The sequence below is a fragment of the Deefgea rivuli DSM 18356 genome (assembly GCF_000620145.1).
GTDB lineage: Bacteria > Pseudomonadota > Gammaproteobacteria > Burkholderiales > Chitinibacteraceae > Deefgea > Deefgea rivuli.
Window position 1 is genome coordinate 33,008 of the sequence record NZ_JHVM01000009.1, and the last position, 15,601, is coordinate 48,608.

Sequence of the window (15,601 nt, forward strand, 5' to 3'; positions counted from 1 at the left end):
TCTACAAATGAATACTAAGGTAGTGTATTGCCAAGCAGTTTATCAATGATCGGTAGCGTGACCTTGATGTCGAATGGCTTGGTGATGTAGGCATCAAATCCAAGTGTGAGTGCGCTTTGAATGTCTTCTTCAAGGGCGTCACCCGATAGTGCAATGACCGGAATCGCACGTGTGCGGTCGCTGAGTTTGAGTTGCTCTAAAATAGCGACGCCGCTGGCATCGGGCAGATGTTGATCCAGTAAAATTAAATCGGGTTGCGGTATTTGCCGTGCGAGTGCCAAACCGTCGGCACCATTGCCCGCAATCGTGACGGTGTAATTGGGGCGCTGCTTGCTAAAAATCGTCGTGACTAATTTTTGCGAGAGCAGATCGTCCTCGATATATAAAATATGCCGCTTCCCTTCGCCGCATTGAATCGCAGTGCTGTGTGGACTTGCTTGCGTAATGCCTTGCGCACAAGGTAGATCAATCCAAAAGCGGCTACCCACATTGAGCGTGCTGCTAAATCCGACTTCGCCGTGCATCAATCCGGCGAGTTTTTGCGTGAAAGCCAAGCCAATTCCAGTCCCTTCGATATTGTCGGTTTGATTGCCTACACGGCTAAACGGCTGAAATAATTTACTTTGATCGTCTGTGCTAATCCCGCGCCCAGTGTCGCTCACCATGAGCCGCCAAGTATCCGCTTTAGCATGGGTAACGGTCATTTCCACTGTGCCTTGCTGGCGATTGTATTTGATTGCATTGCTGACAAAATTAAGCAGAATCTGTTTAATCCGCCGAGCATCGCCTTGTACAATAAATCGTGCGGCAGGCATCTGGGTTTGCAAGAGTGTGACGTTTTTGTCTATCGCCAGTGTTTGCGTCAATTCAAGGCAGTCTTGAATAATGAGCGCCAAATCAACGGGTTCATCGCGCAGCACCAATTTCCCTGCTTCAATACTGGCTAAATCCAGCACTTCATTGATTAAATCCAGCAAGTGTCGACCCGCTTTGCCGATGTAGTTGCCCAATTCACGCTGATTATTTTCTGAGTCTGCACTGATAATTTGTGCGAAGCCCAAAATCGCATTCAATGGTGTGCGTAACTCATGGCTCATGTGCGACAGGAAGTCTGATTTGGCTTTGCTGGCGGCTTGCGCGGCATTGTGTGCGACGCGTAGTGCGTTTTCGCTGTGTTTGATGATGCTGATATCATGCATGCCCAAAATTCGTCCGATAGGTGTTTCGCCCAGTCGTTGTGGTCGGCTGCTGATATCGAAAAAACGGCCATCGCGTAGCGCGCAGCTGTGCTGCGATTCCAGATAAGGATCGTTGTATAGCTCATCCAGCCAATCTCGAAATTGCGCGGGGTCGAATAACTGGCTCTCGATGTGTTGAAACAGCGATTCAGCGGCAAGCCCTGTTTCAATCGGCCATTGCCAGATTTGTGGGACTTGATGGTTAAAGTTGCGAATCTGAGCGTTTAAATCGGTCACCAAAATCCCATCGGCAGTGGATTCCAGTGTGGCAGCCAGTAGCGAAGCACTCAGGGCGGTTTCTGCTTCGAGTCGTTTTGCATGGCTAATGTCATTGACCGAAATCACGCACAAGAGTTGGCCAGCCCATTCGATGCTGCGGATGGTTTTACGCACCTGCAGAAAATGGCCATTTTCATGGCGATATTCGCCTTCTACATTGCTGACGGTATGGCTACCGCCTTCGCGGAGTTCTTCCCAGAAAAACAAATCCTGTAAACCGACTTCGATATCGGTAATGGCGCGCCCTTGCAAATTGTCTGGCGAGTAGCCGAGCAATTCTTCGCAGGCGGTATTGGCTGCAATAATAATGCCATCGTGCGGCGTAACAGCTAGCACGGCGGTAGCGCAGGCATCCAGTAAGAGGGCAGGGAGCGTCATACTGGTTCACTCGGGCTAAAGAAATACGTCATGCGTTTTTTTGGCGCTAAATAAAGCGCCACATCTCGTGGCAATTGAGCAATTTTGAGCGATTTACTGATGTTTAATCCTTTTTCAAACTCAAGATCGAGTACCACGGCTTCGCTTTTTCCGTTGTCATTGTCATACACCAGTACTTGCGGTTTGAGTGGTCGCGATGCATTGACCGACACCACCAAGCCATAGCATTCGTTCGATAGCATCACCAAGGTGCCGGGCGGATAAACGCCGAGACATTTGATAAAGTGATTGAGCGGTACGGGATCAAATTTAGCTTTTTGATGGGCAAACATCAGCGCCAAACCTTCGTGTGGCGTGAGCGATTGGGCGGGATTGGTTTTATTGCAGTAGTTGTCGTAGGTATTGACCAGCGACACAATGCGCGCCAGTGGATCGATTTTATCGATTGACAGCCGATGCGGATAACCGCTGCCGTCGCATAGTTCGTGATGCTGTGCGATCACTTTCAATACCGTCACATCTAGCCCTGCGCGATGCCCAGCTTCAACACCCCATTGGCAATGCTGCTCGATAATCGCTTGCTCGGCGCGGTTGAGTCCGTCGGTTTTGAGTAAAATCCGATCGGGTACTTCGCTTTTGCCAATGTCATGAAATAATGTGGCTAAGCCGAGTGTATGTATTTGCTCACGCGAGAGTTTCATTTCGCGGGCTAGCATCAGCGCCAGCACCGATACATTCAGTGAATGGAAGTAATTATCATCACCGGCAACTTTGCCGTTCATTAAATGGATGGCAATGTCGCTGTCTGACAATAAAGAATCGAGCATTTTCCCGACCAGTTGATCTGCCGCCGCAACGGTTTCTTTGGGCTGAGTATGAATTTGCGAGCTAATGTTGCGAACGACTTTGGCGGCATAACCAAATTCTTTTTCACACGCCGCCAGTTGCGTTTGACGGCGCTCATGCTGCTCTAACCGTTGGCGTTTGGCAGCCAGTAGTGCCAACAAGGCCGGATCGGCGACGATTTCTGGCTCGGCTACGGTGATGTCTGCGATTGTGGCGATAGGTACGGCAAGGGGTTGTGCATCGCTTTTAGTGGGGGAATAACGAATTTGACTGAGGCCCAGCTTTTTTAGCGTATCGATTTGATCGATGGATTTGATTTTAAAGCTGCCAAACGTGAACGGATGCTCCATCCAATGTAAATCCAGATGAATAAACAAGCCGATTTGCAATTGATCGGGATGAATGAAATGAGCCGTTTCGTCGAGGGTCATAAGTTTTAAGTCGTGAATTAATCTTATGATTATGGCTAATTTATTGAAAAAATCTGCAGACAGAGTGCATTCATTGGAATAAATACAACTTACCCCTAGTGCGGGGCGGCGCTGGTTCTGTAAGGTGTGCGCGCCAGCAAGCGTGCCTGCTGGTGCGATGCACAAAACCACCGAAATTTAGTCGCTCATTACACGGTGATTTTGTGCTGACTAATGGCGGGCAGGGTAATGCCGCGCTGGCAATCAGTTACAATTTGTCAGGTCGAGCAAGCCGTGTTCGCTTTACGCGAACAGCATGGTTGAGAAAAATCCAAAGGATAGTATGTTCATTGATTTAAATGCAGATTTGGGTGAAGGGGGCGATTTTGATTCGCAGTTAATGCCCTTAATTACATCCGCTAATATTGCTTGCGGTGGGCATGCGGGAAATGTGGACTCAATGCGTGCTGCAGTGCATTTAGCGCATCAGCATGGCGTGCGAATTGGCGCTCATCCTAGCTACCCGGATCGAGCGCATTTTGGACGCCGCTCGATGGTGATTGAACCTTCGAAACTGGTATTTAGCCTGACCGCGCAACTGTGGGCTTTAAAAGCGGTGTGTATTGAAGATGGCATTTCAGTCGCCTATGTGAAGCCGCAGGGCGCTTTGTATCACGATGCGATGGTTAATCCGGTGTTGGCGGATCAGATTGCACAGCTGATTTATGAAATTGACCCTGATTTGGCGGTGATGGCTTTGGCAGGAAGTTGCCTGATTGAAGCCGCTCAAGCGCGTGGCCTCGCAACGATTAGTGAAGGCTTTGCCGACCGCGCTTATTTGCCCGATGGTACGCTGATGCCGCTCGCTGAGCCGAAGGCCGTATTGAGTGACTTGGCCGAAATTCAAATTCAAGCCTTAAGCTTAGTCGGTCAAGTGCAGTCACTTTGCATACACGGAGATCAGCGCAATGGATTGCAGCAAACATTTGCGATTCGTCAGTATTTACAGGAAAACGGCGTGAATTTTGCTGTAAACCCGAGTTAAGCGCTAGTCAAATGCGGGTTTGATGCGTTAAGGTAAATGCATAATTACATTTCAATAGCCTATCCCTATGTCAGTTAAGCAAGCCCATCCCAGCGGCCTTTACCTTCTCTTTGCGACTGAAATGTGGGAGCGATTTTCCTACTATGGCAATCGGGCCTTATTGGCCTTATTTATGATTTCGGCGCTGTCATTTGATAAACAATTCACCTCCGCTTTATATGGAAAATACACTGGGCTGGTGTATTTAACGCCACTGATTGGCGGCTATATTGCGGATCGCTACTGGGGCAATTGCCGCTCTATTTTAGTGGGTGGTGCGCTCATGGCGGCGGGGCAATTTACGCTGTTTGCCGCAGGATCGTACTACACCCATTTACCGCTTGCTTTGCCGCTGCTTTATTCCGGGCTGGCGCTGATTTGTTTGGGAAATGGTTTCTTTAAACCGAATATTTCGACGATGGTGGGGCAGTTATATACACCGAACGATCATCGTAAAGATTCCGCATATACGATTTTCTATATGGGGATTAATTTAGGCTCGTTTGCCGCGCCGCTGATTTGCGGTAGCTTGGGCGATACGGGAAATCCGGCGGATTTTCGCTGGGGCTTTTTGGCCGCAGGGGTCGGAATGCTGATGTCTTTGCTGGTGTTTCAGATTTTCAAAGCCAAGCATTTAATTTCACCTACTGGCGCGCCGCTGGGTTTGCCACCTAAGCGCCTCACTGCCGCCGAAAAAAACCAAGTCGATGTGTCTTTGTCCACGATTGATATTCAGCGCATGGCCGTGATTGGCGTGTTGTCATTTTTCGTGATTTTCTTTTGGTCGGCTTTTGAGCAAGCCGGCGTGTCGTTGACCTTCTTTGCTCGCGAATCGACAGAACGCGTGATTTTCGGTTTTGAAGTGCCAGCATCATGGTTTCAATCGCTCAATCCCGTGTTTGTGCTGATTTTTGCGCCGATTATGGCGCGCCTGTGGATGAGCTTGTCTGCGAGCGGCAAAGAGCCTTCGTCACCCACCAAAATGGCGTGGGGTCTGATTTTCTTAGGGTTGGGTTATATGGTCATTGCTTTTGGCGTGAAAGGCATTGATGACGGGATGAAAGTTTCGATGCTGTGGCTGGTGACCATGTATTGGCTGCATACGATGGGTGAGCTGTGTTTGTCGCCGATTGGTCTTTCCTTAGTCAATAAACTCGCGCCAGCGCGCTTTGCTTCTTTGCTGATGGCGGTGTGGTTCTTGGCTAACGCCGCCGCGAACTGGTTTGCGGGCGTATTGGCTGGTTTTTATCCCGAAGTCGGCCGACCTTTCCCTACATTCCTTGGCTTCACGATTAGCAATTTGCATGAATTCTTTATGCTGTTTGTCGCGATGTCATTATTGGCGGGTGGATTGCTATTACTCGCCAGCAAGCCATTACAGAAAATGATGCATGGTGTTAGGTAATGATTGCTAGCCATTGTTAATCAATGGCTGCAGGTCAATACAGTCATATTAAGTTTGATGGCGTAGTTAGTTCAGAATGTATTTGTGGGAGCAGGCTTGCCCATGAAAGCAAACCATCACATGGTGCACTAGTTCTAGCCGCGCCCTTCAACGTGCCGATTCGCTGGCTCTAATCCGTCGGGATTGCGCAGTGCGCGCTCGATTCGGCGAGCGAGCGCGGGCATATCGACGCTATGCGTAGCGGCGATCTGCTGGGCGCGTTGCATAATCGGGCGGATCGGTGGTGGGAAGTTGCGACTATTAATATGAAAGCAAACCATCACATGGTGCACTAGTTCTAGCCGCGCCCTTCAACGTGCCGATTCGCTGGCTCTAATCCGTCGGGATTGCGCAGTGCGCGCTCGATTCGGCGAGCGAGCGCGGGCATATCGACGCTATGCGTAGCGGCGATCTGCTGGGCGCGTTGCATAATCGGGCGGATCGGTGGTGGGAAGTTGCGACTATTAATCGCCAGCACCAAACGATTCGCACAACCATCGGCGCCAATCGCCAGTGCCGAGCCATCAAATACAGTGCGGATGCGCTGATAATAACTATCAAAGCGTGCGTCACTACCCCATAGATTAACGACCAGCACGCCGTTGGGCGCGAGCGCGGCGCGGCAATCGTCGAAAAATTGTGCGGTGGCTAAACTTTCCGGCATGCCGTCTTTGCCATACGCGTCGACCAGTAAAGCATCCATTGGCTGTCGATGTTGTTTTAGCCAGACTGCGCCGTCGATGCATTCAATTTTCAGGCGAGCATCATTTTCTGGTATCGCAAAACGATCGCGCAGCGCAATGACACCTGGATTGATTTCGGCGACTTTGATGTGGCTTTGTGGCAAATAGTGATGGCAATATTTTGCCAGTGAGCCACCGCCCAAACCTATCATGCCGATATGCTGGGTATTGGCTTGTAGCAAATGAAAGGCAAGCATTGAGCGTGTATACCCAAGCACAAGATCTTGCGGTGCACTGCGTTTCATCCGGCTTTGTACGGTCGTTAGATCAAACATCAGCGAAACCTCTTCGCCTTCTTCATAAACAAAAGGCTTGCCGCTCAAGGTTTCAGCGAATAAATCAGCAAAAGAGGGGGAATCAGTAGAAGTCACGCAAAGTCGCACGGCAGGATTGAGCAAGGGCGACATCATCGCATGTTAAGAAAATAAAGTAAGTAAGGGTTGCTGCAAAACTGTTCTGGCATCGTCGCTGCGCTGTATGGCGAAGTGCTTTGCTGTGATCTAAGGCAGAAAAGTTTGCTCAAGCTCACCTAAACTGAATTTATCCATTTCACATTAGGCAGAACGAACTGTGATTGCCCTTTTAGCCGCGAAAAAGGCGGGTTTACTCGCTAAAGAGCATTGGCTGCCCAATATAGTTTCAGGCCTAATTGTCGGTGTCGTTGCTTTGCCTTTGGGGATGGCGTTTGCGATTGCATCGGGCGTAAAGCCCGAGCAGGGCATTTATACCGCAATTATTGCAGGCATTTTGGTGTCGATTTTTGGTGGTAGCCGCTTGCAGATTGCGGGGCCAACCGGCGCGTTTATTGTCATTTTGTCGGGCATTACCGCGCAATACGGCGTGGCTGGTTTGCAAATTGCGACGATGATGGCGGGTGTGATTCTGTTGCTGCTTGGTTTAGCCAAGTTGGGCGGCGTCATCAAATTTATCCCTGCGCCGGTCATTGTGGGTTTTACCGCAGGGATAGGCGTGATTATCTGGATTGGGCAGTGGGGCGCATTTTTGGGGCTGCCGAAAGTGACAGGCGAGCATTTTCATGAAAAATTCTGGCACACGCTGCAAGTGCTGCCTGAACTTCATCTCGCGACAACAGGTATTGCTGCATTGAGTTTATTACTCTTGCTGGCGACGCCGAAAATCCATCATCTTAAAAAAATCCCTGGTCCTTTATTGGCGATGGTCGTCGCGACGAGCTTGCAAGCGTTGTTTCATTTTGACGGTGTAGCGACGATAGGTTCGGCTTTTGGCGGTATTCCGCAAGGTCTGCCTGAGTTTGCCGTGCCGCAGTTTAGCGCCAGCCAGCTCATTAGCTTAATCGGCCCCGCATTTACGATTGCGATGTTAGGGGCGATTGAATCGCTGTTGTCTGCGGTCGTCGCCGATGGCATGGCCGGCACGCGGCACGATTCCAATCAAGAGTTGGTCGGGCAGGGTATTGCGAACATCATTACGCCGCTGTTCGGCGGTTTTGCTGCCACGGGCGCGATTGCGCGCACCGCGACCAATATTCGCAACGGTGGCACCAGCCCGCTGGCAGGGATTTTTCATGCGATCACTTTACTGCTAATTATTTTGTTTTTAGCGCCGTTAGCCGCGTCGATTCCACTGGCGGCACTGGCTGCGATTTTGTTTATGGTGGCGTGGAATATGAGCGAGGTGAAGCATTTTCTACGCATGCTGACGCACGCGCCGCGTGCCGATGTGGCGATTTTGCTGATTACCTTTGTACTCACGGTGTTTGCTGATTTAGTGGTGGCGGTAAATATCGGCGTGATTTTGGCGACGCTGCATTTCTTGCGCCGAATGTCGATGTCAGTTGAAGTTCTGGCGCAAGATGAGCGGCAAATCGGCGTTGAATTGATTCAACAAGGATTGATGAAATTACCCGAAGGCGTGTTGGTATATGCGATTGAAGGACCATTTTTCTTTGGTGCGGTGGAGAATTTCGAACGCGCGCTGGCGCAAACACATACCGATCCTAAAATCGTGCTGATCCGTTTGTTGCGCGTGCCTTTTGTTGATATGACGGGCTTGCAGGCATTGGATGAGGCCATTAGTGAGTTACAAAGGCGCGGCGTCAAAGTGCTGCTGTGTGAGGCCAATCCTCTGGTGATGGGCAAACTACAGCGCGCTGGCGTGCTGAGTACTTTGGGTGCTGAGAATTATTGCGTGGATTTGGCGAGTGCCGTAGTTCGTTCGGATGTGATGAGTGAGGGTGTTTAATTGTGAGCCATGCTAAATAAGGGCTATATTTAAATACCTGCTCCTACATTGAGTATGCTGATCGCTAAATGAAAACAGGATCGCAGTAGGTTCAAATATTCATTTTTTAATTGATTTAAATTTCAGGCTTTGTGTTGGCGTTACAGTTTGTTTCTTCATTTTTGATGGTTCATTGATGGTGATTGGGATGGATGATTCGAGCTTCTCTGTTATTGCTTAAGTTTCGGCAAATTTTCGCCGCGACGTCATTTAACTCAGAGTAGAATTCCGTCCTTCTGGCACGACTTCACTCAGGCACGTATGAATTCCCTTCCTTCGCATCCCATTGGCGTTTTTGATTCTGGTGTTGGCGGTCTGACCGTCGTGCGGGCGCTGATGGATAGATTGCCGTTTGAAAATATCATCTATTTTGGCGACACCGCACGCGTGCCTTATGGTGTGAAGTCGGTGGCGACGATTGAGCATTACACCCAGCAAATTGCCGATTTTTTGCAGCAACAAGAAGTCAAAATGCTGATTATTGCCTGCAATACGATGGCGGCGGTGGCGGCGGATAAAGTACGCGCTAGTGCCAAAGTTCCGGTGCTTGATGTCATTGAAGCGGGCGCGAAAAATGCTGTTGCACATACTAAAACGGGCGGTATTGGCGTCATCGGTACGCCAACGACGATTAATTCCAACGCTTACGCGCGCGCGATTCATCAGCTCAATCCGGCGTTCCGTGTGTATTCACAGGCTTGCCCATTGTTTGTGCCGCTGGTCGAAGAAGGTTGGCTCGATCATGCGGTGACGCGTTTAACTGCGCAGGAATATCTCAAACCCGTTTTCGTCGAATCCATCGACACGCTGGTGCTGGGCTGCACGCATTACCCGCTGATTAAGCCGTTATTAATGGATATTTGTGGCGATCGGATGCAGTTGGTCGATTCGGCGCTCTCAATTGCCGACCAAACGGCGGAGATTTTGCAATCACGTGGTTTGGCTAATCCCGCGCATACGATTCCAGAATATCGCTTTGTCGTGACTGATTTGCCAGTGAAATTCCAAACGATAGGCGAGCGATTTTTGGGGCGCAGCTTGGGCAAGATCGAATTGGCGCAGCTTTAAGTCGTATTTACTTATAAAAAAACCAGAGCATCAGCTCTGGTTTTTTTACGCCTGAACATTGAAATTCATCGACTAGCTGATTTTTACATCCACAATTCCCGCTTGCACGGTTAGCTTAGTGTCTTTACCGATAATGCTGCTCGGTAATTGACCTTGGTTGAGCGGATTGATTTTGCGGAAAGTGCATTGCAAATCAGTTGGTGTGAGCGTGACGACCGCATAGCCTTGCGCATCAGTATCGGCGTATTTGATCCACGGATTATTGACGGGCGCGGCGCCAGTGCTTGGATTAGCAAACGGATTTAAAAATGGCGTCACTTGGTTGGCCGGAATTTGCGCCGCGCTGATTCCTCCGCCCAATTGCGCGGCGATTTTTTGCGCGATAAAACCATACAGCGTTTGCGCCGCGACTGATTTTTTCGTCGCCGCTAGCGTGGTAATCAAGGTCGCAATCGTTTTGCCCAATTCGCCGCCGAGTAAATCATTAAACGTATTGATCTCGGTGTTGCTTAATCCTGTAGTCGCTTTAAACGCCGCCGCCGGAACCCAATTTGCTTGAATTGCCGCAGCAACAGCAGCTTGCACTTGGGCGCTATTGCTTGGGTCGGGCACATTGGCTTGCATTGCGATGCCGACGCTGAGCATCTGAATCGCGATTTGTTCAGCACTGGCTTCGTTACTAAAAACCAAAGCTTGCGCGCTAGCGAGCGATGGATCGCGCACCGCTTCCGCAAAGTAGTGATAGAAAGAATCGCTACTGATGCCCGCAGTCACCAAATCAATCAAAGCAGGTGTATTTGGTGGCGTGGCGTTGTAATCGGCATGAGCGACGCCCGCATAAAAACTATGGATATCGCCAGTAATCGCGACGACATTATTGATTTTGTTTTGGCGGATGAAATTGAGCAAATCGCTGCGCTCGGCGTTGTAGCCATCCCATTGATCGGCATTCAGCACAAAGTCTTGCTGTAACGCTGTTGGTACACCAGCGAGCTTTCTGGCATCCAAGCGCATTTTCAGTAAAGACACTTCATTGCCCCAGACTTTCCACTGCGCTGGCGAAGTTTGTAGCGTTTTTTTCCACCATTCACGCTGGGTCTTGCCCAAAATGGAGACCAGTGCTAGCTCATCACCTTGTGCTTTGCCAATCGCCATTTTTTGCGCTTCAGCGGCAGCCAGAATATTGCTCGGCGCTAGATAACGGCTACCGTTGGCGCTGCCGACGGCGGCTTCGGGCAAGATATGATCGGCGCGGTAAAGGCGTTGATCGGTCATGACCAAGTGCATTAATTTGCCAAACTGGAAATCTCGGTAAAGCTGAACGGTTTGAAAACCTGTTGCTTTATTATCAAAGCGAATATCAGCGGGCATAAATTCATACCACGCTTGATTGGCGGAGCGGCGGCGGGCAGTTTCGTGTTTATTGTCGCCGCCTTTGCTTGGATCGTAGCTGCCATTATCGTAGGTCGTGGCATCGCCCCAGCAATCATCCGAAAACTCGTGATCGTCCCAAACGGCAATCATTGCAAAGCGTGCGTGGACTTGTTGTAGGCGTGGGTCGCTGCGGTATTGCTTATATAGCGAGCGGTAATCGGCCAAAGAATTGGCGTAGCGTGCGCCGGATTTACCATTTTTAAATGGCCCGTCGGGTAGTTTGAGCGCGGTGTGGCTGGCTTCGACTTGGCCGGTTTGAAACCCTTCGCCGATAGTTTCGTAAATATAATCGCCTAAATGCACGATAAAATCGAGGTCTTCTTTGACCAATTGGCTAAAGCCGCCCCAGTGATTGATGCTCCAATCTTGGCAGGATAAAAATGCAAATTTGAGTTGCGACACATCCGCAGTCGCAGCTGGCGCAGTTTTAAAGCGACCAATCATTGAGCGGCTGCCATTCACAATAAACTGATACCCATAGTAGGTATTGCTCTGCAAGCCAGTTAATTTGTGGCGTACGCTGTGATCCCACTCACTGCTGGCTGCAAGTGTGACATTCGCCACGGGCTTACCAGTCAATGTTGCTGTACCTCCCGTTAAATTGCCTGGATCACCTTCAAATACCATGAGCTGAATTTGACTATTCATCGCCGCTGCTTGGCTCAGGATGGGGTCGGCATCGCTAGGCAAGACGCGAGTCCATAACACAATGCTGTCTGCACGCGGATCGCCTGAGGCAATGCCTTGTGGGAACTGATATTTGAGTGGTGATGGGCTTGGTGATGTACTTGGGCTTGGGCTGCTGCTGGGTATACCGACTGGACTTTCCGAGCTACCGCCACAAGCAGTAATGAGCAGTGGGCTGGCTGCGCTGACGGTCATAAAACCGGCAAGGCGAATAAATTGGCGGCGATCCATAAAGCTCTCCTTGAAAGCGCGCCATCATGCTTGAACTTTGTTACAGGAATTTAAACGAGCGTTTTATTTCTAAAGGGTTAGTTTTTTGACTGTTTCTTTTATGCTGTATTAATAAAGTCTAATATTGTTTTTATATTCGACTAGATTTAATCACATGTATTATTTACCGCTGATGTTTTTGGGGTGTGAAGTGAATCAGTTAAAGAGTGAAGTTTTAAGTGATGCAAGTGATGAAATCATATCGCCTTTGCTCGGCACTGCGTTGGCATCAGCGACTTTGCTGCTTGCCGCCTGTGGGGGCGGAGGTGGTGGTGGAGCTGGTGCTGGTGCTGGTGGAGCTACGAATTCGAGTGGTGGTGTGCCAAACGTAGTTGGAGGGACTGATCCTACTGTTGTTGGAGGGGGCGGTACTAATTCTACTGCGACGACTCCGCCATCATCATTACCTTTCGCACCGATTAAGCCCAGTAGTGAAGCTGAAGCTGCACGATTTTTAGCGCAGGCGGGGTTTGGTGGTGATGCAAAAGCTCGGCAAAGCTTAATGCAAAATGGTTTTGAGTCTTGGCTGAAGGCGCAGTTTGCAATGCCGCAAGGTGTGGCGCGTTGGGATGAAATCTCAGCGTTGAAAATTGCTGACCCAGCTGCTTATTCGGTCACTAACCAGCAAATCGACAATATGCTGTGGAAGCGGATTGTTAGCTATCCCGATGTGTTGCGTCAAAGAATGACGTTGGCACTCTCTGAATTGTTTGTTGTGAATTCAGGGGGCGTCGATGTGCCCGCCAAAGCGCATGCAATGTGCGCGTATATGGATCTATTGGAAAAAAATGCTTTTGGTAATTTTCGGCAATTACTTGAGGCGGTGACTTTGCATCCCGCGATGGGGCGGATGCTGGGTACGCTAGGTAATCGCAAAGAAGACGCTAAAACTGGGCGGCGGCCCGATGAAAATTATGCCCGTGAAGTGATGCAATTATTTACGATAGGCTTGTATGAATTGAACCCAGATGGTTCAAATCGACTAGTTAATGGCAAAGAAGCTGAGACATATAACCAAGATATGGTCAGTAATCTGGCGCGCGTCTTTACGGGCTGGAGCACGACCTTGGATTGGGTTTCGGGCAATCCTGATGCTAATTTGATGCGCCAGCCTATGGTGCTGAATGCGACGAGTCATTCCTTGCTTGAGAAAAAATTTCTTGGCGTCACGATTCCTGCAGGAACCAATGGTACAGAGTCATTAAAAACGGCACTCGATACCTTGTTTAACCATCCCAATGTTGGGCCATTTATTGGTAAACAACTGATTCAACGCTTTGTGACAAGCAACCCAAGCCCTGCTTATATTTCGCGTATTGCTGCGGTATTTGCCAATAATGGACAAGGGCAACGTGGTGACTTGAAGGCCGTTTTGCAGGCGATTTTGCTCGATACAGAAGCGCGTCAATCTTCAAGTAGTGCGTTTGCAGGTAAATGGATCGAACCTATGATTCGCGTAGGTATCGTGATTCGTTCATTGGGATTTACCAGCCCTGACGGACAATGGCGTCTAACTCAGGCCAATGTCTTTGGTCAACAACCACTCAATGCGCCGAGTGTATTTAATTTTTTCCGTCCTGCTTATGTACCGCCCAATTCATCTTTAGTCGGCCAAAGTAAATCAGCGCCAGAGTTGCAGATTGTTTCTGAGCAAAGCGTGTTAATTCAAGCCAATAGCTATGCATCACTACTGGATGATCCGCAGTCATTTACCCGGCGCAATTATTACGATGCCGCAAAAAAGTATATCCAAGATGATAAAGCCACAGGCTTGAGTTTGGATTTGGCCGTAGAAATTGCTTTGGCAAGCCAAGCGGATGCCTTAGTTGCACACTTGAATTTATTACTTGGTGCAGGCCAGCTCTCTAGCACAACTCAGCAATTTATTATTATCAGCGTGAGCAAAATGCCTGCGACGGATACTGATCCCGCTAAATTAAAAACAAAACTAATAAATCGAGTTAAAGCAGCGATTTTGATGGTGCTGGTTGCACCAGATTCTCAATTGCTGAAATAAGGGATATAAAAATGGATCACGACCTTTCTCGCCGCGAGTTTTTGCGCCGTGCTAGCGCGCTAGGTATTGCAGGTGTTGCGATGCCGATGGCGCTTAATTTATCTATTTTGGGCGAGGCGGTAGCAGCGGCATCTCCTACGGATTATAAGGCCTTGGTTTGTGTGTTTTTGGCAGGTGGAAATGATTGCCACAACACGCTAATTCCTTACGACCTTGCGAGTTATGCTTCGTATGCGACTGTTCGGCAAACATTGGCTGTGCCGCGTACAAATTTGGTAGCAACGGCATTGGGTGTTGCTGATAGCACTGGCAAGCAAATGGCGCTGGCTCCTGAGTGGGCTGGGCTGAAAGGTTTGTACGATCAAGGCGTGTTGGGGGTTATTAGCAATATTGGCCCGTTACTTGTGCCAACCACGAAGGATCAATACAAAAATAACAAAGTACCATTGCCGCCTAAATTGCTGTCGCACAACGATCAAACCAGTGTGTGGTTGTCAGGCGCAGCAGAAGGGGCTGGACAAGGTTGGGGCGGGCGGATTGGCGATTTGTATATGGGTAACAATACGACTTCATCCTTAAGTTGCGTGATGGTTGGCGGGTCGCGGGTCTTTTTAAGTGGTAATCAAGCTGCCGCGTTTAGTATGGGCACTGGTGCTTCGACTCAGCTATTGGGTGGTAGCAGTAATCGTTGGGGCAACTCAACGCTACGCAATGATCTGATGACCTTAATGACACAAGGTCAGAGCAATGAATTGGCTAAAGCGTATTGCGATATTAGCAAGCGCGGTATTGCTACCACAGATACGCTGGCCACTGCCTACGTTGGCTTGCCTGATCCTACGGGTTTTCCTGTGAATAATAATTTGGGCGATCAACTTAAATCCATCGCAAAAATGATTTCAGCGCGCACAGCTTTGGGTAATAAACGCCAAGTATTTATGGTGCAGATTGGTGGCTTTGATTTGCACGACGATTTGATGAGTAAACATCCCGCTTTGTTGACATCGATTAATGACGCTTTACTCGCTTTTCAAGCTTCTTTGGTCACGATGGGCGTACAAAATCAAGTGACGACTTTTACCGCCTCAGAGTTTGGGAGAACCTTATCGTCTAACGGCGATGGTTCAGACCATGGTTGGGGCTCGCACCATATTGTGATGGGAGGGGCGGTCAAAGGCGGGCAAATCTGGGGCAGAAAACTGGATGCGGTGATAGATGGCCCAGATGATATTGGGCAAGGCCGGATGATTCCTGATTTTGCGACCGATCAATTGGCATGGAATCTCGCGAAGTGGTTTGGCGCGGCAGATTCAGATCGTGATTTGATCCTCCCATCGATGAAAAATTTTGATGCGAATGCGCTCAAGATTTTTGCTTGATGATGAGCGTGCTTTTTAAAAGTTGAACAAGCTATTCAAACCGGTGGGCGGTTTGAATGATG

The 15,601-nt window shown here is 49.3% G+C and carries 11 protein-coding genes; 6 read left to right on the top strand and 5 right to left on the bottom strand.

Features of this window, described 5'->3' with window-relative positions; all coding sequences use genetic code 11:
- Window positions 1-14: 14 nt before the first annotated feature.
- The gene (locus Q320_RS20590; RefSeq protein ID WP_051534463.1) at window positions 15-1,895 is read right to left on the bottom strand and encodes a hybrid sensor histidine kinase/response regulator; all 1,881 of its coding nucleotides are present in this window, start codon (window positions 1,893-1,895) and stop codon (window positions 15-17) included.
- Window positions 1,892-3,172 (bottom strand): cyclic di-GMP phosphodiesterase, encoded by a 1,281-nt coding sequence (locus tag Q320_RS0104415; RefSeq protein ID WP_035852282.1) that lies wholly within the window; start codon window positions 3,170-3,172, stop codon window positions 1,892-1,894. The genes Q320_RS20590 and Q320_RS0104415 overlap by 4 nt, the downstream gene beginning before the upstream one ends.
- 322 nt (window positions 3,173-3,494) lie before the next feature.
- Here Q320_RS0104415 and Q320_RS0104420 point away from each other — a divergent pair, with 322 nt between their 5' ends.
- Both Q320_RS0104420 and Q320_RS0104425 read left to right on the top strand, forming a co-directional pair.
- A complete protein-coding gene (locus tag Q320_RS0104420) occupies window positions 3,495-4,196 on the top strand; it encodes a LamB/YcsF family protein (RefSeq protein WP_035852285.1) in 702 nt (233 codons plus the stop codon).
- A gap of 67 nt (window positions 4,197-4,263) precedes the next feature.
- The gene (locus Q320_RS0104425; RefSeq protein WP_035852287.1) at window positions 4,264-5,640 is read left to right on the top strand and encodes a peptide MFS transporter; all 1,377 of its coding nucleotides are present in this window, start codon (window positions 4,264-4,266) and stop codon (window positions 5,638-5,640) included.
- A gap of 134 nt (window positions 5,641-5,774) precedes the next feature.
- Here the strand turns inward: Q320_RS0104425 and Q320_RS0104430 are convergent, their stop codons facing one another.
- Both Q320_RS0104430 and Q320_RS18425 read right to left on the bottom strand, forming a co-directional pair.
- Window positions 5,775-5,960: a hypothetical protein gene (locus tag Q320_RS0104430; protein WP_027468007.1), complete on the bottom strand. Its 186-nt coding sequence runs from the start codon at window positions 5,958-5,960 to the stop codon at window positions 5,775-5,777.
- A 17-nt stretch (window positions 5,961-5,977) separates the two neighbouring features.
- The gene (locus Q320_RS18425) at window positions 5,978-6,820 is read right to left on the bottom strand and encodes a fused MFS/spermidine synthase (RefSeq protein ID WP_156938976.1); all 843 of its coding nucleotides are present in this window, start codon (window positions 6,818-6,820) and stop codon (window positions 5,978-5,980) included.
- Between the two features lie 172 nt (window positions 6,821-6,992).
- Between Q320_RS18425 and Q320_RS0104440 the strand changes: the two genes are divergently transcribed.
- Both Q320_RS0104440 and murI read left to right on the top strand, forming a co-directional pair.
- A complete protein-coding gene (locus tag Q320_RS0104440) occupies window positions 6,993-8,645 on the top strand; it encodes a SulP family inorganic anion transporter (RefSeq protein ID WP_027468008.1) in 1,653 nt (550 codons plus the stop codon).
- Window positions 8,646-8,945: 300 nt separating this feature from the next.
- Complete coding sequence (gene murI, locus Q320_RS0104445) at window positions 8,946-9,752, top strand: glutamate racemase (protein WP_027468009.1); 807 nt, start codon at window positions 8,946-8,948, stop codon at window positions 9,750-9,752.
- Between the two features lie 72 nt (window positions 9,753-9,824).
- On the opposite strand, the gene Q320_RS0104450 is transcribed toward murI, so the two are convergent.
- Window positions 9,825-12,104 carry an alkaline phosphatase D family protein gene (locus Q320_RS0104450; RefSeq protein ID WP_027468010.1) on the bottom strand — a complete coding sequence of 760 codons (2,280 nt, stop codon included), beginning with the start codon at window positions 12,102-12,104 and terminating at the stop codon, window positions 9,825-9,827.
- A 190-nt stretch (window positions 12,105-12,294) separates the two neighbouring features.
- Here Q320_RS0104450 and Q320_RS18430 point away from each other — a divergent pair, with 190 nt between their 5' ends.
- Both Q320_RS18430 and Q320_RS0104460 read left to right on the top strand, forming a co-directional pair.
- Window positions 12,295-14,160: a DUF1800 domain-containing protein gene (locus tag Q320_RS18430; protein ID WP_156938977.1), complete on the top strand. Its 1,866-nt coding sequence runs from the start codon at window positions 12,295-12,297 to the stop codon at window positions 14,158-14,160.
- An 11-nt stretch (window positions 14,161-14,171) separates the two neighbouring features.
- Window positions 14,172-15,539, top strand: coding sequence for a DUF1501 domain-containing protein (locus Q320_RS0104460; RefSeq protein ID WP_027468011.1), 1,368 nt, complete (start codon window positions 14,172-14,174; stop codon window positions 15,537-15,539).
- Window positions 15,540-15,601 lie beyond the last annotated feature (62 nt).

What these genes read in the sequence shown, in the direction of transcription:
- Q320_RS20590 (WP_051534463.1), bottom strand. Translation starts at nt 1,895, where the DNA reads ATGACGCTCCCTGCCCTCTTACTGGATGCCTGCGCTACCGCCGTGCTA.
- Q320_RS0104415 (WP_035852282.1), bottom strand. Translation starts at nt 3,172, where the DNA reads ATGACCCTCGACGAAACGGCTCATTTCATTCATCCCGATCAATTGCAA.
- Q320_RS0104420 (WP_035852285.1), top strand. Translation starts at nt 3,495, where the DNA reads ATGTTCATTGATTTAAATGCAGATTTGGGTGAAGGGGGCGATTTTGAT.
- Q320_RS0104425 (WP_035852287.1), top strand. Translation starts at nt 4,264, where the DNA reads ATGTCAGTTAAGCAAGCCCATCCCAGCGGCCTTTACCTTCTCTTTGCG.
- Q320_RS0104430 (WP_027468007.1), bottom strand. Translation starts at nt 5,960, where the DNA reads ATGGTTTGCTTTCATATTAATAGTCGCAACTTCCCACCACCGATCCGC.
- murI (WP_027468009.1), top strand. Translation starts at nt 8,946, where the DNA reads ATGAATTCCCTTCCTTCGCATCCCATTGGCGTTTTTGATTCTGGTGTT.
- Q320_RS0104450 (WP_027468010.1), bottom strand. Translation starts at nt 12,104, where the DNA reads ATGGATCGCCGCCAATTTATTCGCCTTGCCGGTTTTATGACCGTCAGC.
- Q320_RS0104460 (WP_027468011.1), top strand. Translation starts at nt 14,172, where the DNA reads ATGGATCACGACCTTTCTCGCCGCGAGTTTTTGCGCCGTGCTAGCGCG.